Source organism: Pseudomonas sp. NFPP12 (genome assembly GCF_900103205.1).
GTDB lineage: Bacteria > Pseudomonadota > Gammaproteobacteria > Pseudomonadales > Pseudomonadaceae > Aquipseudomonas > Aquipseudomonas protegens.
Window position 1 is genome coordinate 252,222 of the sequence record NZ_FMWW01000006.1, and the last position, 22,392, is coordinate 274,613.

Genomic DNA, 22,392 nt, shown 5'->3' on the forward strand with positions numbered 1-22,392 from the left:
TTATTGAACCTCGACCGGGGAGCCCTGCAAGCGCTGCAGGGCTTCGTTCACCGGCTGCGGCAACAACTGGCGCAGACAGTTGTAATGGCCGAAGCGGCAGGTGCGGTCAAAGCACGGGCTGCATTCGATCCCCAGCCGTACTACCTCGACCCGATCGGCCAGGGGCGGGGTGAAGCCCGGCGAAGTGGAGCCGTACACCGCCACCAGCGGGCGATTGAGCGCCGCAGCCACGTGCATCAACCCGGAATCGTTGGACACCACCGAATCGGCGCAGGACAGCAGATCGATGGCCTCGGCCAGGGACGTTTCGCCACTGAGGTTGCTCGACTCCTCGCGCAGGCCAGGAATCAGCCGCCCGCGAATCTCTTCGCCCACAGCATGGTCATTCTTCGAGCCGAACAGCCAGACCTGCCAGCCTTCGCGGATCTTCGCCTCGGCGACCTGGGCGTAGTGCTCGGACGGCCAGCGCTTGGCTTCGCCGAACTCCGCCCCCGGGCACAGTGCCAGCACCGGGCGGTCCAGGCTCAGGCCGAACTTGGCCAGGGCCGCTTCCCGGCTTTGCGGATCGATCTGCAGGCTCGGGCGCGGATAAGGCTTGGGCAGCTCGGCCCCCGGCTCATAGGCCAGGGCCATGAAACGCTCGATCATCAGCGGGTAGCGCTCCTTGTCGAGCTTGCGCACGTCATTGAGCAGGCCGTAGCGGAACTCGCCGCGCCAGCCGGTGCGCTTGGGAATGCCAGCAAAAAACGGCACCAGCGCCGACTTCAGCGAGTTTGGCAGCAGGATCGCCTGATCGTACTGGCCAGCCAGGGACTTGCCGATCCGCCGGCGGGTCGCCAGTTCCAGGGCGCCATGGCCCAGGGGAAAGCTCAGGGCCCGACGCACCTGGGGCATGCGTTCGAGGATCGGCCGGCTCCACTCGGGGGCCAGCACGTCGATCTCGCATTGTGGATGACGCTGTTTCAGGCACTCGAAGAGTGTCTGCGCCATCACCATGTCACCGACCCAACTGGGCCCAACGATCAGAATATTCATGTGGTTTCCATAAACGAACCGGGGAGGCATACGCCTCCCCGCCTCGAGAATCCAGCACCGCGGCCTTCACCGCCGGTTCAGTTTGGGCGAGCCGGCAAGGCCCGCCGAATACATGGTTGGCCTTCTCAGGCCGCTTAGCTTAGCCCCAGCTCACGCCAAATTCGTAACACTTCCCGTCGTTCGGTCACAAATTGATCACCGGTAATGATTCCGGCCTCATTCTGCAATGCCTGCCGGTGAGCCGCGGAACGGTAGGCCTTGTAGACCTCGCGCAGCAGGCTGGCATCGCTCGCGGGCATCAGCCCGACTTGCTCCAGACCTTCCAGGATGCGGATGTTATCGGTATAGCGCAGCAGTGACGGGTGCTCTTCGGACCACGCCAGGGCCGCGTATTGCACCATAAATTCGATATCGACGATACCTCCGGCGTCCTGCTTGAGGTCGAACGGCGCCGTGGCTTCGAAGGCATTGGCTGCGGTTCCGGCGGCGGTCAGGCGGCTGCCCAGGTTGTCGCGCATCTTGGCCCGCATCTCGCTGACTTCCTGGCGCAGCTTGGGCAGGTCGCGTTTTTTCCCCAGCACCGCGGCCCTGACCTTTTCAAAGGCCTGGCCCACATCCTGGCTGCCCACCAGCACCCGCGCCCGCACCAGCGCCTGGTGCTCCCAGGTCCAGGCCTCGTTTTCCTGATAGCGGGCAAAGGCCCCCAGGGAACTCACCAGCAACCCAGACGCGCCGGAAGGCCGCAGGCGCATATCCACTTCATAGAGCTGGCCGGAGTTAGTCTGGGTGGTCAGCAGGTGAATGATACGCTGCCCCAGCCGGGTGAAGAACTGCGCACCGTCTATGGGTTTGGGCCCGTCGGTTTCCGCCTGGGGGTCGCCATCATGGATGAACACCAGGTCCAGGTCGGAACCGTGGCCCAGCTCGATGCCGCCGACCTTGCCGTAACCGACAATGATGAAGCCCGGGTCGCACAAGGTGCCGTCGGTACGCAGCGGCGCACCGTGCTTGGACACCGTCTGGCGCCAGGCCAGGGCCAGCACCTGCTCCAGGATCGCTTCGGCGAGCCAGGTCAGGTAATCGCTGACTTTCATTAAAGGCAGGCTGCCGGCGATCTCCGAGGCGGCCACTCGCAGGCGGTGGGCCAGCTTGAAGTGGCGCAGGGCTTCCATCTGCTGCTCCAGGTCATCCTCGGGAATGCGCGTCAGGCGCTCGCGCAACTCGGCAGCCAGTTCCGGCGCCAGGGGCGGCTTGAACAGGCGCCCCTCGTTGAGCAGTTCATCCAGCAGCAGGGGGAAGCGGGTGATCTGCTCGGCGATCCACGGGCTGGCGGCGCACAAGGTCAGCAGACGACGTAGAGCCCCCGGGTTCTCGGTGAGCAGCACCAGATAGGCCGAACGCCGCGCCACGGCTTCCACCAGCGGCAGCACTCGCTCCAGCACCAGGTCCGGATTGGCGTGCTCCACCGCCTGGGCCAGCAACCGCGGAATAAAGGCATCCAGACGTTCGCGCCCCAGGCGCTGCATGGCACGTAGCTGCGGGCTGCCCCGCAGACCGGCCAGGGCACGCAGGGCCTTGGGCGCATCGACGAAGCCGCCCTCCTGCAACTGGCGGCAGGCGGCCTCCTCGTCCTGGGCTTCCTCCCACAGCGGCAGCCATTCGCCACCCACCACCACTTCGCTTTCGGCGCCTTCATCCTCATCCGGGTCGGCGATGACCTGGCGGAAGTGCCAATCTACCCGGCCGCGCCAGTGCATCAACTGTTCGTGAAAGGCGTTCCAGTCGGCAAAGCCCAGCATGAAGGCGATCCGCGCCTGATCCTGGGGATTGTCCGGAAGCATCTGCGTCTGGCGATCGGCGATGGCCTGGATCGCGTGCTCGGTATAGCGCAGGAACTCATAGCCTTCGCGCAGCTCGCTGATCACGGCAGGCGGCAGGTAGCCCTGCCCTTCCAGAGTGCCCAGCACCTTTAATAGAGGACGCTGCTGCAGGCTCAGGTCGCGTCCGCCATGGATCAGCTGGAAAGCCTGGGCGATGAACTCGACCTCGCGGATCCCCCCCGAGCCCAGCTTGATATTGTCGGCCATGCCCTTGCGCCGGACTTCCTGCTGGATCAGCTGCTTCATGGTGCGCAGCGCCTCGATGGCGGAAAAGTCCAGGTAACGGCGATAGACGAAAGGCCGCAGCATGTCCAGCAACTGCGCACCGGCGGCCTGATCCCCTGCCACCACCCGGGCCTTGATCATGGCGTAGCGTTCCCAGTCGCGCCCCTGATCCTGGTAGTACTGCTCCAGCGCATTGAAGCTCAACACCAGGGCACCGGCAGAACCATAGGGCCGCAGGCGCATGTCGACGCGGAACACGAACCCGTCGACGGTCATCGGGTCCAGGGCCTTGATCAGGCGCTGCCCGAGGCGAATGAAGAATTCCTGATTATCCAGGGGCCGCTTGACGCCGACGGTCTCGCCGCCTTCGGGGTAGGCGAAGATCAGGTCGATGTCCGACGACAGGTTGAGTTCCACCGCCCCCAGCTTGCCCATGCCGAGGATCACCATCTGCTGCGGCTCGCCGCTGCGCCCGCCGGTGGGCACGCCGAACTGCTGGGTGTGACGCAGATACAACCATTGATAGGCCTGGTCGATGCAGGCGTCGGCCAGATCGGAAAGGTCGCGGCAGGTCTGCACCAGATCCGCCTGGCGGGTCAGGTCGCGCCAGATGATCCGCACCTGCTGACGGGTGCGCTGGCGCCGCAGCACGCGCCCCAATTGATCCTCGCTCTCGGCCGCCTGCACCGCGGCGGCGATTTGCGCGCACAACTCCCCAGGCGCGAATGGGCGGTCCAGCTCGCCGCTGCGCACCAGCTCCAGCAACATCAAAGGGTCACGCAGGCTCTGTTCAATGACAAAGTCGCTGGCGGCGCCCACCCGGGCGAACTCTGCCCAGCGTTCGGCGCTCCAGTCGGCCAACCCGGGATCGCCTTCCAGGGCCGCGACGGCGCCACGCAACGACTGCTCTGCGCGGCTGACCAATGGCAAGAGAATCGCGGGGACGGGGGCAAGCGCGGGCAGGCTCATGGGCTATCCTTGATCGGCGTGGAAAATGCGGGCGGGGACGGATGTCGCGGGCAGGTCGCCTGATGGACTGTCGAACAAAAGTTAGAAATAGCTGAAAATAGGTTTTTTTTAGCAGCCAGCATTAATTTATTACCTATTCCCGTTAGTCATCGACCAACAGTAACGATTATTCTCACAACGCAGCAGGAGGCCACAAGCCGCTCTTCTGTAGTTTTACTACTCGTATATACATTCGAAAGGCTGAAATGGCCGACGATTTGTAGTAAAACTACACGCCGCTGGATCAACCTCCGGCAATCCAAGAATTTATAATCGTCTGCCCAAAAGGCCAGTCGCAAACTCAGGCAACCGATTCTGGAAGCCTTTCCGCCCTGGAGCAAGCCATGCAAGACCTCGATCCCGTCGAAACCCAGGAATGGCTGGACGCCCTGGAATCGGTTCTCGACAAAGAAGGCGAAGACCGTGCTCACTATCTGATGACCCGTATGGGCGAACTCGCGACCCGCAGCGGCTCGCAACTGCCCTACGCCATCACCACGCCGTACCGCAACACGATTCCCGTCACCCACGAAGCACGCATGCCTGGCGACCTGTTCATGGAACGCCGCATTCGCTCGCTGGTACGTTGGAACGCGTTGGCCATGGTCATGCGTACGAACCTGAAAGATTCTGACCTGGGCGGTCACATCTCCAGCTTCGCCTCCAGCGCCACCTTGTATGACATCGGCTTCAACTACTTCTTCCAGGCCCCGACCGACGAACACGGCGGCGACCTGATCTACTTCCAGGGTCACGCATCGCCAGGCGTCTACGCTCGTGCGTTCATGGAAGGCCGCATCACCGAAGACCAGATGAACAACTTCCGCCAGGAAGTCGATGGCAACGGCCTGTCGTCCTACCCGCACCCTTGGCTGATGCCTGACTTCTGGCAGTTCCCGACCGTTTCCATGGGTCTGGGCCCGATCCAGGCGATCTACCAGGCGCGCTTCATGAAGTACCTGGAAGCCCGTGGCTTCATCCCTGCCGGCAAACAGAAAGTCTGGTGCTTCATGGGCGACGGCGAGTGCGACGAGCCGGAATCCCTGGGCGCGATCTCCCTGGCCGGCCGCGAGAAGCTGGACAACCTGATCTTCGTCATCAACTGCAACCTGCAGCGCCTCGACGGCCCGGTTCGCGGCAACGGCAAGATCATCCAGGAACTCGAAGGCGTGTTCCGTGGCGCCCAGTGGAACGTCAACAAGGTGGTCTGGGGCCGTTTCTGGGACCCACTGCTGGCCAAGGACGTCGACGGCATCCTGCAGCGCCGCATGGACGAAGTCATCGACGGCGAGTACCAGAACTACAAGGCCAAGGACGGCGCGTTCGTCCGCGAGCACTTCTTCAACACCCCTGAACTCAAGGCGATGGTTGCCGATCTGTCCGACGACGAGATCTGGAAACTCAACCGTGGCGGCCATGACCCGTACAAGGTCTATGCGGCCTACCACGAGGCGGTCAACCACAAAGAGCAGCCGACCGTCATCCTGGCCAAGACCATCAAGGGTTATGGCACCGGCGCCGGCGAAGCGAAGAACACCGCGCACAACACCAAGAAAGTCGACGTCGACAGCCTGAAGCTGTTCCGCGACCGTTTCGACATTCCGGTGAAAGACGACGACATCGAGAACCTGCCGTTCTTCAAACCAGAAGAAGGCAGCGCCGAAGCCCGCTACCTGAGCGAGCGTCGTGCCGCACTGGGCGGTTTCGTGCCGCAGCGTCGCGCCAAGAGCTTCAGCGTCCCGACTCCGCCACTGGATACCCTCAAGGCCATCCTCGACGGCTCGGGCGACCGTGAAATCTCCACCACCATGGCCTTCGTGCGGATCCTCGCGCAGCTGGTCAAGGACAAGGAAATCGGCCAGCGCATCGTGCCGATCATCCCGGACGAAGCCCGTACCTTCGGTATGGAAGGCATGTTCCGCCAGTTGGGCATCTACTCCTCCGTCGGCCAGCTCTACGAGCCAGTCGATAAAGACCAGGTGATGTTCTACCGCGAAGACAAGAAGGGCCAGATCCTCGAAGAAGGCATCAACGAAGCGGGCGCCATGAGTTCCTTCATCGCTGCCGGTACTTCGTACTCCAGCCACAACCAGCCAATGCTGCCGTTCTACATCTTCTATTCGATGTTCGGCTTCCAGCGTATCGGCGACCTGGCCTGGGCTGCCGGCGACAGCCGTACCCGCGGCTTCCTGATCGGCGGTACTGCCGGGCGCACCACCCTCAACGGGGAAGGCCTGCAGCACGAAGACGGTCACAGCCACATGCTGGCCGGGACCATCCCGAACTGCCGCACCTTTGATCCGACCTACGGCTACGAGCTGGCGGTGATCATCCAGGACGGCATGAAGAAGATGACCGAAGAGCAACAGGACGTCTTCTACTACATCACCGTGATGAACGAGTCCTACCAGCAGCCAGCCATGCCGGCCGGTGTCGAGGAAGGCATCATCAAGGGCATGTACCTGCTGGAAGAAGACACCCGCGAGGCCGCGCACCACGTGCAACTGATGGGCTCCGGCACCATCCTGCGCGAAGTTCGCGAAGCCGCGAAGATCCTGCGTGACGAGTTCAACGTCGCTGCCGACGTCTGGAGCGTGACCAGCTTCAACGAACTGCGCCGCGACGGCCTGGCCGTGGAACGCAGCAACCGCCTGCACCCTGGCCAGAAGCCGAAGCTGAGCTACGTAGAAGAGTGCCTGAACGGCCGCAAGGGTCCGGTCATCGCCTCCACCGACTACATGAAGCTGTTCGCCGAACAGATCCGCCAGTGGGTCCCATCCAAGGAGTTCAAAGTCCTGGGCACCGACGGTTTCGGCCGCAGCGACAGCCGCAAGAAACTGCGTCACTTCTTCGAAGTAGACCGTCATTTCGTGGTGTTGGCAGCCCTGGAAGCCTTGGCTGACCGTGGTGACATCGAACCTAAGGTCGTGGCTGAAGCCATCACCAAGTTCGGTATCAACCCGGAAAAACGCAACCCACTGGACTGCTGAGGAGACTTTCTGTGAGCGAACTCATTCGCGTACCTGACATCGGCAGCGGTGAAGGTGAAGTAATCGAACTGTTTGTGAAGGTCGGCGACCGTATCGAAGCCGACCAGAGCATCCTGACCCTGGAATCGGACAAGGCCAGCATGGAAGTGCCGGCCCCGAAAGCCGGCGTCATCAAGAGCCTCAAGGTGAAGCTGGGCGACCGTCTGAAAGAAGGCGACGAACTGCTCGAGCTGGAAGTCGAGGGCGCCGCTGCTGCGGCCCCGGCGGCTGCTCCTGCGGCAAAAGCTGAAGCCAAACCGGCGGCTGCTCCTGCCGCAGCGCCAGCCCCAGCCGCAGCCCCTGCTGCCGCTTCGGTTCAGCAAGTGCACGTGCCGGACATCGGTTCGTCGGGCAAGGCCCAGATCATCGAGATCCAGGTCAAGGTCGGCGACAAGGTCGAGGCTGATCAATCGCTGATCACCCTGGAATCCGACAAGGCAAGCATGGAAATCCCGTCGCCTGCCGCTGGCGTGGTCAAGGCCATCAGCGTCAAGCTCAACGACGAAGTCGGCACCGGCGACCTGATCCTGGACCTGGAAGTGGCGGGTGCTGCGGCTCCTGCTGCCGCTCCGGCCCAGGCTGCTGCTCCGGCCGCTGCCGCTGCGCCTGCTCCTGCAGCAGCCCCGGCTGCTCCAGTGGCTGACAGTGTTCAGGACATCCACGTTCCGGACATCGGTTCGGCCGGCAAGGCCAAGATCATCGAAGTGCTGGTCAAGGCTGGCGACAGCGTTGAAGCCGACCAGTCGCTGATTACCCTGGAATCCGACAAGGCGAGCATGGAAATTCCATCGCCTGCCGCTGGCGTGGTGGAAAGCGTTTCCATCAAGCTGGACGACGAAGTCGGCACCGGCGATCTGATCCTCAAGCTGAAAGTCAAAGGCGCAGCGCCTGCTGCTGCCCCGGCTCCGGCTGCGGCGCCAAGCGCTCCGGCTCCAGCCGCCGCTGCTGCCCCGGCTGCCGCTGCACCTGCTGCCGCCCCGGCCGCCGCACCTGCCAAGCCAGGCGCGAAAGTTCACGCCGGCCCGGCTGTGCGTCAACTGGCCCGTGAATTCGGCGTCGAGCTGAGCGCTGTCGGCGCCAGCGGCCCGCACGGTCGCATCCTGAAAGAAGACGTGCAGGTCTACGTCAAGGCCATGATGCAGAAGGCCAAGGAAGCGCCAGCTGCTGGCGGTGCAACCGGTGGCGCGGGCATCCCGCCGATTCCGGTCGTGGACTTCAGCCGCTTCGGCGAAATCGAAGAAGTGCCGATGACCCGCCTGATGCAGGCCGGCGCCGCCAACCTGCACCGCAGCTGGCTGAACGTGCCACACGTGACTCAATTCGACTCGGCCGACATCACCGAGCTGGAAGCTTTCCGCGTTGCACAGAAGGCCGTGGCCGAGAAGGCCGGCGTCAAGCTGACCATCCTGCCGCTGCTGCTCAAGTCCTGTGCCCACCTGCTCAAGGAACTGCCGGACTTCAACAGCTCCCTGGCGCCAAGCGGCAAGGCGATCATCCGCAAGAAGTACGTGAACATCGGCTTCGCCGTGGACACTCCGGATGGCCTGCTGGTACCGGTGATCAAGAACGTCGACCAGAAGAGCCTGCTGCAACTGGCGGCCGAGGCGGCTTCCCTGGCGGAAAAAGCCCGCACCAAGAAGCTCTCCGCGGACGAGATGCAAGGCGCCTGCTTCACCATCTCCAGCCTCGGGCACATTGGCGGCACCGGTTTCACGCCGATCGTCAACGCGCCGGAAGTGGCGATCCTCGGTGTTTCCAAGGCCACCATCCAGCCAGTCTGGGACGGCAAGGCCTTCCAGCCGAAACTGATGCTGCCACTGTCCCTGTCCTACGATCACCGTGTGATCAACGGCGCGGCCGCCGCACGCTTCACCAAGCGCCTGAGCGACCTGCTGGCGGACATTCGCACCATTCTGCTGTAACCCGCGTACCGGCCCTCCTGTCATGGGCGGGCCGGTAGCGCACGCTTTCCGAGCGCCACGCTCGTACCTCAACCCCGTCAATTTGGCGGGGCTTTTTTTGCCAGAAAAACGTCGCCAATTGCCCGTCAGTGCACGACGCCAAACAGCAAAAAAGTTACTTTGCAGAAATCCTTCTGCCTGCCGATACAGGTTTATAGCACTTAGCCTTCATCTTACTTGTCAGTCGATGCGCCATGATGCAACCTTGCCGCAGGCAACAGTAAAGAGGGCGTGAGCCCGGCGCGATCAGCAATTTCGAAGCGAGTTTCCCCATGAAAAGCCAACCCGATGCCGCCAGCCGTATGGCGGCCGAGGTAGTGACGCAGTTGCCTGTGCCCTCGCGGCTCGGCATGTTGCGTTTCGAACGGCTGAATGAAGCGAGCTGGGCGCTGCTGTTTCTCGATCCCAATTGCGAACGCCAGTTCGGCCTGCCCGCCGTCGAACTCTGCGCCCTGGTCGGCTCGCCCTATGCCAGCCTGATGGAGCCCGAAGCCCGCTATCAGTTGCACGACACCATCCAGCAGCAACTGAGCAACAGCTCCCATTACCTGATCCGCTATACCCTGCACACCGCCCAGGGGCCCTTGAGCATCCTCGAGCTGGGCGAAGCCTACAAACAGCACAACCGGCACCTGCTGCGCGGCTACCTGTTGGTGGTCGAAGGGCTGTTCAGCGATGCTTCGGCGCTGCCGGCACTGGATCTGGAAACCCAGAACACCCGCCTGCAGATCGCCCTGGAACTCAACCAGCGGGCCCAGCAGGAGCAATTGCAGCACCTGGAACGGGTGCGTGCGCAGCAGGATTTGATCCTGCTCCTGACCCGCCAGCGCTACAGCACCGGCAATTCGTTGAAGGAAGCTGCCGAACTGATTACCCGCAGCGCCTGCGACATCTACCAGATCGACTGCGCCAGCATCTGGAACCTGGAAGACCAGCAACTGGTGCCGATTGCCGCCTATCACCGCGGCCCCCAGGAATACCGCATGCCGGAGTCCATCGACGCCAGCAGCTTTCCCGACTACCTGGAAGCCCTGCACAGCTGCCGCGCCATCGACGCGCAGAACGCCATGCGCGACCCGCGAACCCGGGAGATGGCCGAGAGCCTGCGCCCGCGGGACGTCAACGCCATGCTCGACGCCAGCATCCGCATCGACGGCCAGGTGGTCGGCGTGCTGTGCCTGGAACAGACCGGCATGACCCGGGCCTGGCAGTCCGACGAGATCGCCTTCGCCGGCGAACTGGCAGACCAGTTCGCCCAGGTCATCAACAATCACAACCGGCGGGCCGCCACCAGCGCCCTGCACCTGTTCCAGCGCGCCGTGGAGCAGAGCGCCAACGCCTTCCTGCTGGTCAATTGCGACGGCGTGGTGGAGTACGTCAACCCCAGCTTCACGGCGATCACCCAATACAGCACCGAAGAGGTCCATGGCCACCGCCTGTCCGAACTGCCGGCCCTGGAAAACCTCAGCGAGCTGCTGTTCGACGCTCCGTCCAGCCTGGCCAAGAGCAACAGCTGGCAGGGCGAGTTCAAGAGCCGGCGCAAGAACCTGGAGCCTTACTGGGGCCAACTGTCGATCTCCAAGGTGTATGGCGACAACCGCGAGCTGACCCACTACATCGGTATCTACGAAGACATCACCCAGACCAAGCTCGCCCAGCAGCGCATCGAGCGCCTGGCCTACACCGACAACCTGACCAACCTGGGCAACCGCCCCGCCTTCATCCGCAACCTCGATGAACGCTTTGCCCGAGACAGCGATACCCCGATCAGCCTGCTGCTGGTGGACATCGACAATTTCAAGCGGATCAACGACAGCCTCGGCCACCAGACCGGCGACAAACTGCTGATCAGCCTGGCCCGGCGCCTGCGCAACAGCCTGAGCCCCAGCGGCAGCCTGGCGCGCTTCGCCAGCAACGAATTCGCCGTGCTGCTGGACAACACCGACCTGGAAACCGGGCAACAGATCGCCAGCCAGTTGCTGATGACCCTGGACAAGCCGATGTTCGTCGACAACCAGTTGATCAGCGTCACCGGCTCCGTGGGCCTGGCCAGCGCGCCGCTGCACGGCCGTGACCCGCAGACCCTGATGCGCAACGCCGGCCTGGCCCTGCACAAGGCCAAGGCCAACGGCAAGCACCAGGTGCAGGTGTTCACCGAGGCGCTGAACGCCGAGGCCAGCTACAAACTGTTCGTCGAGAACAACCTGCGCCGCGCCCTGACCCAGAACGAGCTGGACGTGTTCTACCAGCCCAAGCTGTGCCTGCGCAGCGGCCGCCTGCTGGGCATGGAGGCGCTGCTGCGCTGGAACCATCCGGAAAAGGGCATGATCCGCCCCGACCAGTTCATCAGCGTGGCGGAAGAAACCGGCCTGATCATCCCCATCGGCAAGTGGATCGCCCGCCAGGCCTGCCGCATGAGCAAGCAACTGACCGCCGCCGGCATGGGCAACCTGCACGTGGCCATCAACCTGTCGCCCAAGCAGTTTTCCGACCCGGACCTGGTGGCCTCCATCGCCAGCATCCTCAAGGAAGAACAGCTGCCCTCCTCGCTGCTGGAGCTTGAGCTAACAGAGGGCCTGCTGCTGGAAGCCACCGACGACACCCACCAGCAGCTCGAACAACTGAAAAAACTCGGCCTGACCCTGGCCATGGACGACTTCGGCACCGGCTATTCGTCCCTGAGTTACCTGAAGAAATTCCCCATCGATATCATCAAGATCGATCGCAGCTTCATCCACGAGATCCCCGACAACCAGGACGACATGGAAATCACCTCCGCGGTGATCGCCATGGCCCACAACCTGAAGATCAAGGTGGTCGCCGAAGGCATCGAGACCGCCGAGCAACTGGCCTTCCTGCGCCGCCACCGCTGCGACGTGGGCCAGGGCTACCTGTTCGACCGGCCGATTCCCGGCTCCGAGCTGATTGCCAAGCTCAAGCGTTATCCTCGTGGCCCAATTGCCTGACAGCGCTGTAACACTCGGGCAAACTGCGTGTCTATCGACTGACTGACTCCCCAACCTGACTGGAGGACTGCAACATGGTCTTGCGCTCGGAAATCCTGGTGAACAAAAACGTGCTTCCAACCAAAGAACAAGCTCTGCCTGGCCGTGAAACCCCCATGGCCCTACCAGCCGAACACTACGTCAACGGCAACCCGCTGCTGGGCCCGTTTCCGGGCAATGTGGATTTCGCCATCTTCGGCCTGGGCTGTTTCTGGGGTGCCGAACGGCGCTTCTGGCAGCGCGAAGGCGTGTTCAGCACGTGCGTGGGTTATGCCGGCGGCTTCACCCCGAACCCGACCTACGAAGAAGTCTGCTCGGGCCTGACCGGGCATACCGAAGTGGTGCTGGTGGTGTACGAGCCGGAAAAGGTCAGCTACAAGGAATTGCTGGCGATGTTCTGGGAACTGCACAACCCGACCCAGGGCATGCGCCAGGGCAATGACATCGGCACCCAGTACCGCTCGGTGATCTACGCCACCAATCCGACCCAGCTGGAGCAGGCGCTGCACAGCAGGGACGTGTTCCAGGCGGAGCTGACCAAGGCCGGCCTGGGCACCATCACCACGGAAATCGAAGAAGCGCCGACCGTGTACTTCGCCGAGGCTTACCACCAGCAGTACCTGGCGAAGAACCCTGAAGGCTATTGCGGGATCGGCGGCACCGGCGTGACCTGCCCGATCTGAGTCCTTGCGCCGGCCAGCCGGCTCCTGCAACCTTCCGCAGGAGCTGGCTGGCCAGCGACCCTTTACTCTGCGATCAACCAGTCCATCTGCCAGCCGCCCTGGGTCTGGCCGAGCTTCTTCGACAACCAGGGCAGCAACTCGCGCAATTCCTCTTCCAGGCCCCAAGGCGGGTTGGCGATCGCCAGGCCCGAGCCGTTGAGGCTGTTGGGCGTGTCCAGCGGATGCACCAGCAACTCCACCCGCAGCAGCTTCGGCGCACCGGTACCGGCCAGGTCCTGATAGAAACGTCGCAGGGCGCGCTGGTCCTTGACCGGGTACCAGATGGCCGCCACGGTCTGGCGCATGCGGCCAATGGCTTCCTTCAGCGATGCCGCACAGCGCTGCATCTCGTCCAGTTGCTCGAAAGGCGGGTCGATGAGCATCACCGCGCGTTTTTCTGCCACCGGCAGCAGGGCCCGCGCCACGTGCCAGCCCTCGCCCAGGTGCACCGCTACCCGCCGGTCACCCTTCATGTTGTCCTTGAGCAGCAGGCCGTCTTCCGGGTGTTTCTCGTTGAGCAGCACCCGATCCTGGGAACGGGTCAGGCGCCGAGCCAGTTCCGGCGAGCCCGGGTAGTAACGCAACTCGCCATCGGGGTTCATCTTGCGCAGCACCTGCATGTAATCGGCGGTCAGCGCCGGCAGGTCCTCATCGCCCCACAGGCGGGCGATGCCTTCCAGGTACTCGCCGGTGCGCGTGGCCTGGTCGCCCTTGAGGTCATACAGGCCGATACCGGCGTGGCTGTCGAGGTAGGCGAACGGCTGCTCCTTGCGCGACATCAGGGCGATGAGGCGGGTCAGGGTCAGGTGTTTGAAGACGTCGGCGTGATTGCCGGCGTGGAAGGCGTGACGATAGTTCATGGTTGCTCCTGCGCAGGGGGGCAAGTTTACCCTGTGCGCAGGCTGTCGTCAGTTCAGAGCGGAGCCGTACCCGGCGCAGGCGACGACGGGCACGGCCAGGGTTTCAGACAAACTCGTGGCTGACTTGCGACCACAGGCTGACCCGCCGCCCGGACGTTTCGAACACCTCGATCTCGCGCTTGATCCCGCCACTGTCCTTCCAGCCCGGCAGGTCGAGCACGATCAGCTCCTCCATCATCGCCATGTACAGCGCATCCACCGGCGCCCAGAGCTTGCCGATGGCGGCATTGTCCTTGCCCGCCAGGCACAGGTTGATCGGGTGGGACATGCTCACCTGGCTGAACACCGCATGGCCGGCCTCCAGTATCTGCGCCGCGACCTGGTTGCATTGGAGAAAACGCTCGTTGACGACGGCCGGCTCGGAATGGCTGTAGGGGCAGGCCAGGAAAATCTTGCGCATCGTTACCTCGATTTCAGGGATAGGTGATGCGGGCCGTCAGGCCCGCGCAGGTTGCAGGGCAAAGGCTGCCGCCTGTTCCTGCTCTTGCAGCTCATAGCGCTGGGCGGCCGGCACCGAGATGCGGATGGCGATCGCCACCGCCAGCAGGCCGCCGAACAGTTTGCCGAGCAGAATCGGCAGGATCAGGCTTGGCTGGAAGTTCGCAGTGAACGCCAGGTGGTCGCCGATCAGTGCCTGGGCGCAGACCCCCAGGGCCACGCACAGCACCTTGTCGCGGGCGGTCATGTGCTTGAACAGGTGGAAGGTGGCGATGATGTTGGCAAACACCATGATGAACCCCGCGGCACCGGTGCTGGACAGGTTCAGATGGCGTCCCAGCAGTTCCATGGGCTTCTTGCAGTAGCGCTGGAACAGGTAGCAGATGGGGAAGGTACCGGCGAGCATGATGCCGATGTAGCCGGCGATCTCGATCGCCCGGAACAGCTCCTTTTCGTCGGCGAACATCGGGTCGAAGCCCCAGCCGCCGAAGTTGATGCTGAAGAACTTGGTGAAGTGCTCGACGATGCTCAGGGCCAGGATCAGCTTGATCGCCGCGTCCATGATCTTGCCGAACACCAGGAAGCCCCTGACCATCATCTGCGGCCGGTAGCGCAACCCCGCCGCCAGCAGGAAGCAGAACACGAACAGCGGCGCCAGCAGCTTGAGCATGTCGACGAAGCCCAGGGACAGGTAGTACAGCGCCTCGGAGTTGGTGGAAACGATGTCCCGCACCGGCAAGTGGGTAGCGGTGATGATCAGCAGCGACATCAGCACCGCGAACGGAATGCTGATCAGCCCGGCCATGGCACCCAGGGCCAGGTACTTGTGGTCCTTGCGCTCGAGCATGGTCAGGCCCACCGGGATCAGGTAGACGATGGTCGCCCCGGAGGTGTAGCCCACCAGCATTGCGGTGATCCACAGGTCACGGTTGGCGGTCAGGGCGTTGGCCAACTGGTAGCCGCCCATGTCCACGGCAATGATCGACAGCGCCGCAATGGAGACATCCGAACCCAGGGCGTTGAAGAACGGCCCCAGGGCGTGGGAAATGCCCTGGGACAGGTAGGGAATCGCCACCATGATCCCGGCCTGGGCCAGGAACACCGGGCCGATGGAGTGGATGCCGTTGACGAACTCCTTACCCAGCCCGCTCTCGGGCTTGATGATGGATGACAGGGCGCCGATCACGGCGCCGAGCATGATCAGGTAAATGACGTAGTTTCCAAATTCAGCCATGTGGGTTCATCTCTCTGAGCGTCATTTATAGGTTTCCCCCGCCGGGGAAGTTCTTGTCGAGGCCAGCTCTGGTCACTCATCGCCAAGGAGAACGATGAACCAGGTGATGAAACACAGGGCACATCCCGTGCCACAATGTGTATTAGTTGTGGTTTTTACTTTAAAACAACCATATTTCGGTCAATGCACCTTCGCAACATTGGCCCGACCTGCCGTGGCTCCTTTGCCAACCCCATGACTGCAGGCCATTGTGAAACGTGCAAGTAAATGCTTAACTTTTCCATCGAATTTGACCGAATCAGCACATTCCTGAACCAGGAGTGTGCGTAAGTAACAAAAAATGCCCATTTGTGTGGCGAAGTACCACTAAACGGAAAACACCATGCGCCCCAACGAACGACGACAGCACATTCTCGAACTCCTGCGGCAACGGGAGCGGATTTCTGTGGAAGAGCTGGCGCGCATCACTGCCACATCCCAGGAAACCATCCGCCGCGACCTCAGCGACCTGGCGGAAAGCGGCCTGGTCACCAAGTTCCACGGTGGCGCGGCCCTGCCCCCTACCGGCGAGCACGAAAACACCTTCCAGACCCGCATGAACGAACACGCCCAGGAGAAGCGCGCCATCGGCCGCTACGCCGCCGGCCTGTTCTGCGCGGGCGACAGCATCTTCATCGATACCGGCACCACCACCCTGTTCTTCGCCCGGGAACTGGCGCAGCACACCCGCCTGACGGTGATCACCAACTCCCTGCCGATTGCCGGCTGCATTGGCGAGTCGGGCAATCGGGTGTTCATGATCGGTGGTGAATATCGCCCCGACTCGACACAGAACGTCGGCACCCTGGCCCTGGAACAGATCACCCGTTTCAACGCCGAGCACGCGGTGATCACCATTGGCGCACTGAATGAAGACGGCGCCATGGACTTCTCCATCGAAGAAGCCGAAGTGGCCCGCGCCATGATTGCCCAGGCCCGCCAGCTGACGGTGATCGCCGATTCCTCGAAGCTGGAACGCCGCGGCCTGTTCAAGGTGTTCCCGCTGGAGCGCATAGACCGCCTGGTGATCGACCGCCAGCCCGGCCCGGAGCTGCTGGCGGCCCTGGAGAAAGCGGGCGTGGAGGTGCATCTGGTGCCACAACCCTGAACCAGGGCCGTTGCCACAGCTGATGGCCACCCCCCAAAAAACCACAACCAAATGACCGATATATGACCGAATAGAAAACAAAAACAACAATCATGGCCCGCATTATGCTTTGATTCCTGCACAGATCCTTGGGTGTTACCGCAGGAAACAGGCATTTATATGACCGAACTTTATCCGAACAATGTGACTTTCGATGTGGCCATCGTCGGTGGCGGGGTCGTCGGTTGCGCCATGGCCCGGCGCTTCGCCCTCGAAGGCGCACGGGTGGTGCTGCTGGAAAAGGGCAGCGACATTCTCTCCGGCGCCAGCAAGGCCAACAGCGCCATCCTGCACACCGGCTTCGACGCCCCCAGTGGCAGCCTGGAACTGCAGTGCATGCAGGCCGGCTACCAGGAATACCTGGAAATCCACTCGGCCATGAACCTGCCACTGCTCAAGAGTGGCGCGCTGGTGGTGGCCTGGAACGCCGAGGACCAGGCCAGGCTGCCGGGGATCCTCGCCCAGGCCCAGGCCAATGGGGTAGACAACGTTCGCCTGCTGGAACGCAGCGAAATCCTCGCCCTGGAGCCGCACCTGGCCAATCACGCCGTGGGCGCGGTACTGGTCCCCGACGAGCACCTGATCGACCCCTGGTCCGCACCCCTGGGTTACCTGCAGCAGGCCATGGCCCATGGCGCCCGCGTACAGTTGCAATGCGAGGTGCAGCAAGGCCAGTTCGATGGCGACGCCTGGACCCTGCACACCAACCGGGGCACCCTGCGCAGCGCCCAGGTGATCAACTGCGCCGGGCTGTTCGGCGACACCCTGGAACACAACCTGCTGGGCCACAGCGAATTTCGCATCATGCCGCGCAAGGGCCAGTTCGTGGTCTTCGACAAGGCCGCGGCCACACTGCTGGAGCGCATCGTCCTGCCGGTACCCAACGAGCGCACCAAGGGCATAGTCCTGACCCGCACGGTGTACGGCAACCTGCTGGTGGGCCCCACCGCCGAAGAGCAGGAGGACCGCGTGCATGCAGGGCTCGACGGCCCGACCCTGCAAAGCCTGATCGATGCCGCCGTGGAGCGGATTCCCGCCCTCGCCGGGATGCCGGTCACCGCCACCTACGCCGGGCTGCGCCCCGCCAGCGAAAAGAAGGAGTACCGGATCCAGGCCGACCACGCCCGGCACTGGATCACCGTCGGCGGCATCCGCTCCACCGGGCTCACCGCCGCCCTGGGTATTGCCCGGCATGTCTACGGCCTGTACAGCCAGCGCCGCCAGCACCAGCCGGTGCGCGAACCGGTCTGGCCACAGATGCCCAATCTGGCGGAGCACTTGCCCCGCGACTGGCAGCGCCCCGGCTATGGCGAAATCGTCTGCCATTGCGAACTGGTGACCCGGCGCGAAATAGAAAGCGCCCTGCACAGCCCCCTGCCCCCTGGCGACCTGGGCGGGCTCAAGCGCCGCACCCGCGCCTGCATGGGCCGCTGCCAGGGTTTCTATTGCTCGGCCCAGGTCGCCGAACTCAGCGCCAGCCAACTGGCCGTCCCTCTTGCCACAGGTCGTTGCCATGAACAGCACTGAACTTCTTCAGGCCGAAGCGGCCATTATCGGCAGCGGCCCGGCGGGCCTGGCCGCGGCTATCGAACTGCGGCGCCAGGGTATCGGCCCGGTGATTGTCATCGAACGTGAAAGCGAAGCCGGCGGCATTCCCCGGCACTGTGCCCACCCGCCCTTCGGCATGCGCGAGTACCAGCGCCTTCTCAGCGGCCCGGCCTATGCCCGGCGCAATGTCGAAGCCGCGCTGAAAGCCGGCGTGATCCTGCTGCCGCGACACACGGTGGTCAGCCTGGAGCCCGGCGGCCTGTTGCGCCTGGCCACTCCAGACGGGCCACGGCAGATCCAGGCACAGAAGGTGCTGATCGCCACCGGCGCCCGGGAAACCCCGCGCTCGGCACGCCTGCTGTCCGGCGACCGCCCGGTGGGGGTGATCAACACCGGGGCCTTGCAGAACTTCCTCTATGTGCAGCACCTCAAGCCTTTCGAGCGGCCGCTGATCATCGGCACCGAACTGGTCAGCCTGTCTGCCGTGCTCAGTTGCCGACGCGCCGGTATCCGTCCGGTGGCGGTGCTGGAAGCCAATGAACGAGCCACCGCCCGCTGGCCGCTGTCGGTGTTCCCAAGGTTGCTGGGCATCCCCATGCACTTTGGCGCCGAGCTGCTGGCGATCAATGGGTGTGGCCGGGTGGAGTCGGCCCGGGTGCGCCTGGCCGACGGCCAGGTTCGCGACATTTCCTGCGACGGCGTGCTGCTCACCGGCCAGTTCACCCCGGAGTCGAGCCTGGTGCGCCTGAGCCACCTGCAACTGGACAATGGCAGCGGGGGGCCGAAGATCGACCAGTACGGCCGCTGTTCGGACCCGGCCTACTTTGCCGCCGGCAACCTGCTGCGGCCGATCGAGACGGCCGGCTGGTCCTACCGCGAAGGGCGGCGCATCGGCAGCCTGATGGCCCTGGCCCTGAGCGGCCAGCTACCCGATGCCAATGACGCCCTGACCCTGAAGTACGCCGCCCCGATCAAGCTCGGCGTGCCGGGCCGCCTGGTGCGCGGCGAGCTGGCGGGCCTGGCGCACATCCAGTTGCGGGTCAGCCAGGCGGTCAGTGGCACCCTGCGGGTCCGCGCCCAGGGCTTGGAGCTCTGGAGCCGACCGGTCTCGGCACTGCCGGAACGGCGCCTGCTGATCCCCATCAAGGACCTGCACCTGCCGGAACATTTCGACCAACTGGACATCTGCATCGACCAGGCCGTCCCACAACAAGAGAAATGACCATGCGAATAGCCGCACTTGACCAGGGCACCACCAGCACCCGCGTACTGGTCGTGGACATGCAAGGCCGTGCCGATATCCAACTGGCACTGCGCCACCAGCAGCATCACCCGCGCCCGGGCTGGGTCGAACACGACCCGCTGGAGCTGCTGGCCAACCTGCAACGCTGCCTGGAAGCCACCGGCCGGGTCGACGCCATCGGCCTGGCCAACCAGGGTGAAAGCTGCCTGGCCTGGGACGCCGTCAGCGGCGCGCCGCTGTCGCCGGTGATCGTCTGGCAGGACAACCGCAGCGCCGCGCGCATCGAAGAACTGCGCGCCAGCGGCGCCGAAGCCCTGACCCTGGAACGGGCCGGGCTGCCCCTGGATGCCTACTTCTCCGCCAGCAAGCTGGCCTGGATCGTCGACAACCTGCCGGCGGCACAGGCCGCCCTGAGTGCCGGCCGCCTGCGCCTGGGCACCACCGATGCCTACTTTCTCGATCGCCTGACCGGGGTCTACGCCACTGACATCACCACCGCCTCGCGCACCTCGCTGATGAATCTCGCCACCGGCCAGTGGGACCCGCAGTTGTGCCAGCTGTTCGGCGTGCCCATGCAGGCCCTGCCGGAAATCCGCGCCACGGTCGGCGACTTCGGACGCATCGGCCAGACCCCCATCAGCGCCTCGGTGGTCGACCAGCAAGCCTCGCTGTACGGTCACGGCTGCCGGGAGCCGGGGGACGCCAAGATCACCTTCGGCACCGGCGCCTTCGCCCTGACAGTCACAGGCGAACAGATCATTCGCGCCCCGGAGAAAGGCCTGCTGGCCACCGTCGCCTGGCAGGCCGACGGCAAACCGGTGTATGCCATGGACGGTGGCGTGTACGACGCCAGCGCCGCAGTGGAATGGGCCGGGCGCCTGGGCCTGTTCAGCGATTTCTCGGAACTGGCAGCCTTCGATCAGCCACCGGCGATTTCCCGCGAGCTGGCGTTTGTCCCGGCCTTGTCCGGGCTTGCCTGCCCGCACTGGGACCGCAGTGCCGGGGCGGTGTGGATCGGCATGAACGCCGCCACCACTCGCCAGGACCTGTGCCAGGCGGTACTGGAAGGCGTGGCCCTGCGAAGCGCCGAAGTGATCACGGCGATGGACGATCACCTCAACGTCACCGACCAGTTGTCGATTGACGGCGGCCTGGCCCGCAGCCCGTATTTCGCCCAGTTCCTGGCCGATATCCTGCAACGCACCATCGTCACCCAGCGCTTCGACGAACTCACCGCCCTGGGCTGCGCCGCCCTCGCCGCCCGCGGCCTGGGGCTGGAGTTGCCAGAGCTGGACAACACCCGCACCGACTACCGGCCGCGTATCGATCGGGCCACGGCAGACGCCTGGCGCTGCACCTTCAGCGCCGCGGTCAAGCGCTCCCAGGGCTGGTCCCAGCCGCACTGAAACAGCCCGCCGGCCATGGATGGCCGGCCCTTTCCTGCCGCACCTCGGGGCCCTTGCCCATCCGCCGCGCCTATTGGACACTGACGCGCCCGCTCGCGGCCAAGCGGCGGGCACATCAAGCGGTTGCTGGCGACTCAGACACACGGGACCACTGACTGCTGCGCGGGCACACGACCTGCCTGGCTGTGCTCATTAATGGATTAGCCAGGGTCTGTTACCGCTTGGTAACAGACCCTTAGTCGAGGATTTATGAAAGACGCAACGATTGCGCTGCACCATGGATTCAAGTCGGACCCGACCACCAAGGCCGTGGCCGTGCCCATCTACCAGAACGTCGCCTTCGAGTTCGACAACGCCCAGCACGGCGCTGATCTGTTCAACCTCGATGTGCCCGGCAACATCTACACCCGCATCATGAACCCCACCAACGATGTGCTGGAACAGCGCATGGCCGCCCTGGAAGGCGGGATCGCCGGGCTGGCGGTGGCCGCCGGCAGTGCCGCCATCCACTACGCGATCCAGACCCTGACCCAGGCTGGGGACAATATCGTCTCCACGCCCCAGCTGTACGGTGGCACCTACACCCTGTTCGCCCACCTGCTGCCAAGCTTCGGGGTCGAAGTACGCTTCGCCCGGGACGACTCGGCCGAGGCCATTGCCGAGCTGATCGACGACAAGACCAAGCTGGTGTACTGCGAGAGCATCGGCAACCCCGCGGGCAACATCGTCGATATCGAGGGCCTGGCCCAGGCCGCCCACGCCCGTAACGTGCCACTGATGGTGGACAACACCGTGGCCACGCCGATCCTGTGCAAGCCGATCCAGTTCGGCGCCGACATCGTGGTGCACTCGGTGACCAAGTACGTCGGTGGCCATGGCAACTCCCTGGGCGGGGTGATCGTCGACAGCGGCAACTTCCCCTGGGCCGACCACCCGCAGAAGTTCGCCAGCCTCAACACCCCGGAGCCGGCCTACCACGGCGTGGTCTACACCGAGAAGTTCGGCCCCGCCGCCTTTATCGCCCGGGCCCGCACCGTGCCGCTGCGCAACACCGGCGCAGCATTGGCGCCGATGAACGCCTTCCTGTTGCTGCAAGGCCTGGAAACCCTGGCCCTGCGCATGGAGCGCCACACCGACAACGCCCTCAAGGTGGCGCAGTTTCTCAAGGCCCACCCGCTGGTGGCCTGGGTCAGCTACGCCGGCCTGCCCGACCACCCGCACCATGAACTGGCGCGCAAGTACATGCAGGGCAAGCCATCGGCGATCCTCTCCTTCGGCCTCAAGGGCGGCTATGCCGCGGGCGTGCGCTTCTACGATGCGCTGCAGATCTTCAAGCGCCTGGTGAACATCGGCGACGCCAAGTCCCTGGCTTGCCACCCGGCGTCCACCACCCACAGGCAGATGAACGAAGAAGAGCAGGCCAAGGCCGGTGTCAAGCCGGAGATGATCCGTCTCTCTGTGGGCATCGAGGCCATCGAAGACCTGCTCGAAGACCTGGACCAGGCACTGCAACAAGCCTGACCCCCGGCCCTGGCGTTCTGCGCCAGGGCCA

At 64.0% G+C, this 22,392-nt stretch carries 14 protein-coding genes; 9 read left to right on the forward strand and 5 right to left on the reverse strand.

Features of this window, described 5'->3' with window-relative positions:
* The gene (waaF, locus tag BLS75_RS26020; RefSeq protein WP_072452057.1) at positions 1–1,035 is read right to left on the reverse strand and encodes a lipopolysaccharide heptosyltransferase II; all 1,035 of its coding nucleotides are present in this window, start codon (positions 1,033–1,035) and stop codon (positions 1–3) included.
* Between the two features lie 134 nt (positions 1,036–1,169).
* A complete protein-coding gene (glnE, locus tag BLS75_RS26025) occupies positions 1,170–4,109 on the reverse strand; it encodes a bifunctional [glutamate--ammonia ligase]-adenylyl-L-tyrosine phosphorylase/[glutamate--ammonia-ligase] adenylyltransferase (protein WP_019093029.1) in 2,940 nt (979 codons plus the stop codon).
* Between the two features lie 383 nt (positions 4,110–4,492).
* On the opposite strand from glnE, the gene aceE reads away from it, so the two are divergent.
* The 4 genes from aceE (at position 4,493) to msrA (ending at position 12,826) form a co-directional block, all read left to right on the forward strand.
* Positions 4,493–7,138, forward strand: coding sequence for a pyruvate dehydrogenase (acetyl-transferring), homodimeric type (gene aceE, locus BLS75_RS26030; protein ID WP_011058882.1), 2,646 nt, complete (start codon positions 4,493–4,495; stop codon positions 7,136–7,138).
* An 11-nt stretch (positions 7,139–7,149) separates the two neighbouring features.
* Entirely contained in the window at positions 7,150–9,099 is a 1,950-nt protein-coding gene (gene aceF, locus BLS75_RS26035; protein ID WP_072452058.1) for a dihydrolipoyllysine-residue acetyltransferase, read from the forward strand.
* 311 nt (positions 9,100–9,410) lie between these two features.
* Positions 9,411–12,104 (forward strand): sensor domain-containing phosphodiesterase, encoded by a 2,694-nt coding sequence (locus tag BLS75_RS26040; RefSeq protein WP_011058880.1) that lies wholly within the window; start codon positions 9,411–9,413, stop codon positions 12,102–12,104.
* A gap of 74 nt (positions 12,105–12,178) precedes the next feature.
* On the forward strand, positions 12,179–12,826 hold the full coding sequence (gene msrA, locus BLS75_RS26045) for a peptide-methionine (S)-S-oxide reductase MsrA (protein WP_011058879.1): 648 nt from the start codon (positions 12,179–12,181) through the stop codon (positions 12,824–12,826).
* Between the two features lie 62 nt (positions 12,827–12,888).
* On the opposite strand, the gene rlmJ is transcribed toward msrA, so the two are convergent.
* The 3 genes from rlmJ to eutH form a co-directional block, all read right to left on the reverse strand.
* The gene (gene rlmJ / locus BLS75_RS26050) at positions 12,889–13,725 is read right to left on the reverse strand and encodes a 23S rRNA (adenine(2030)-N(6))-methyltransferase RlmJ (RefSeq protein ID WP_041115394.1); all 837 of its coding nucleotides are present in this window, start codon (positions 13,723–13,725) and stop codon (positions 12,889–12,891) included.
* Positions 13,726–13,828: 103 nt separating this feature from the next.
* The gene (locus BLS75_RS26055) at positions 13,829–14,185 is read right to left on the reverse strand and encodes a DUF1937 family protein (RefSeq protein WP_072452059.1); all 357 of its coding nucleotides are present in this window, start codon (positions 14,183–14,185) and stop codon (positions 13,829–13,831) included.
* Between the two features lie 36 nt (positions 14,186–14,221).
* Positions 14,222–15,457, reverse strand: a complete 1,236-nt coding sequence (gene eutH / locus BLS75_RS26060) for an ethanolamine utilization protein EutH (RefSeq protein WP_011058876.1) — start codon at positions 15,455–15,457, stop codon at positions 14,222–14,224.
* A gap of 382 nt (positions 15,458–15,839) precedes the next feature.
* Between eutH and BLS75_RS26065 the strand changes: the two genes are divergently transcribed.
* From BLS75_RS26065 to BLS75_RS26085, 5 genes are all read left to right on the forward strand, one after another.
* Entirely contained in the window at positions 15,840–16,604 is a 765-nt protein-coding gene (locus tag BLS75_RS26065; RefSeq protein ID WP_011058875.1) for a DeoR/GlpR family DNA-binding transcription regulator, read from the forward strand.
* 159 nt (positions 16,605–16,763) lie between these two features.
* Positions 16,764–18,170: an NAD(P)/FAD-dependent oxidoreductase gene (locus BLS75_RS26070; protein WP_015633904.1), complete on the forward strand. Its 1,407-nt coding sequence runs from the start codon at positions 16,764–16,766 to the stop codon at positions 18,168–18,170.
* Positions 18,157–19,413 (forward strand): NAD(P)/FAD-dependent oxidoreductase, encoded by a 1,257-nt coding sequence (locus BLS75_RS26075; RefSeq protein ID WP_072452060.1) that lies wholly within the window; start codon positions 18,157–18,159, stop codon positions 19,411–19,413. Before BLS75_RS26070 ends, BLS75_RS26075 begins: the two co-directional genes overlap by 14 nt.
* A gap of 2 nt (positions 19,414–19,415) precedes the next feature.
* Positions 19,416–20,840: a glycerol kinase gene (locus tag BLS75_RS26080; protein WP_011058872.1), complete on the forward strand. Its 1,425-nt coding sequence runs from the start codon at positions 19,416–19,418 to the stop codon at positions 20,838–20,840.
* A 249-nt stretch (positions 20,841–21,089) separates the two neighbouring features.
* The gene (locus BLS75_RS26085) at positions 21,090–22,361 is read left to right on the forward strand and encodes an O-acetylhomoserine aminocarboxypropyltransferase/cysteine synthase family protein (protein WP_015633901.1); all 1,272 of its coding nucleotides are present in this window, start codon (positions 21,090–21,092) and stop codon (positions 22,359–22,361) included.
* The last annotated feature ends 31 nt before the right edge of the window (positions 22,362–22,392 follow it).

Coding starts and splice junctions, on each gene's coding strand:
- waaF (WP_072452057.1), bottom strand. CDS start 1,035: ATGAATATTCTGATCGTTGGGCCCAGTTGGGTCGGTGACATGGTGATG.
- glnE (WP_019093029.1), bottom strand. CDS start 4,109: ATGAGCCTGCCCGCGCTTGCCCCCGTCCCCGCGATTCTCTTGCCATTG.
- aceE (WP_011058882.1), top strand. CDS start 4,493: ATGCAAGACCTCGATCCCGTCGAAACCCAGGAATGGCTGGACGCCCTG.
- BLS75_RS26040 (WP_011058880.1), top strand. CDS start 9,411: ATGAAAAGCCAACCCGATGCCGCCAGCCGTATGGCGGCCGAGGTAGTG.
- msrA (WP_011058879.1), top strand. CDS start 12,179: ATGGTCTTGCGCTCGGAAATCCTGGTGAACAAAAACGTGCTTCCAACC.
- rlmJ (WP_041115394.1), bottom strand. CDS start 13,725: ATGAACTATCGTCACGCCTTCCACGCCGGCAATCACGCCGACGTCTTC.
- BLS75_RS26055 (WP_072452059.1), bottom strand. CDS start 14,185: ATGCGCAAGATTTTCCTGGCCTGCCCCTACAGCCATTCCGAGCCGGCC.
- eutH (WP_011058876.1), bottom strand. CDS start 15,457: ATGGCTGAATTTGGAAACTACGTCATTTACCTGATCATGCTCGGCGCC.
- BLS75_RS26065 (WP_011058875.1), top strand. CDS start 15,840: ATGCGCCCCAACGAACGACGACAGCACATTCTCGAACTCCTGCGGCAA.
- BLS75_RS26070 (WP_015633904.1), top strand. CDS start 16,764: ATGACCGAACTTTATCCGAACAATGTGACTTTCGATGTGGCCATCGTC.
- BLS75_RS26075 (WP_072452060.1), top strand. CDS start 18,157: ATGAACAGCACTGAACTTCTTCAGGCCGAAGCGGCCATTATCGGCAGC.
- BLS75_RS26080 (WP_011058872.1), top strand. CDS start 19,416: ATGCGAATAGCCGCACTTGACCAGGGCACCACCAGCACCCGCGTACTG.
- BLS75_RS26085 (WP_015633901.1), top strand. CDS start 21,090: ATGAAAGACGCAACGATTGCGCTGCACCATGGATTCAAGTCGGACCCG.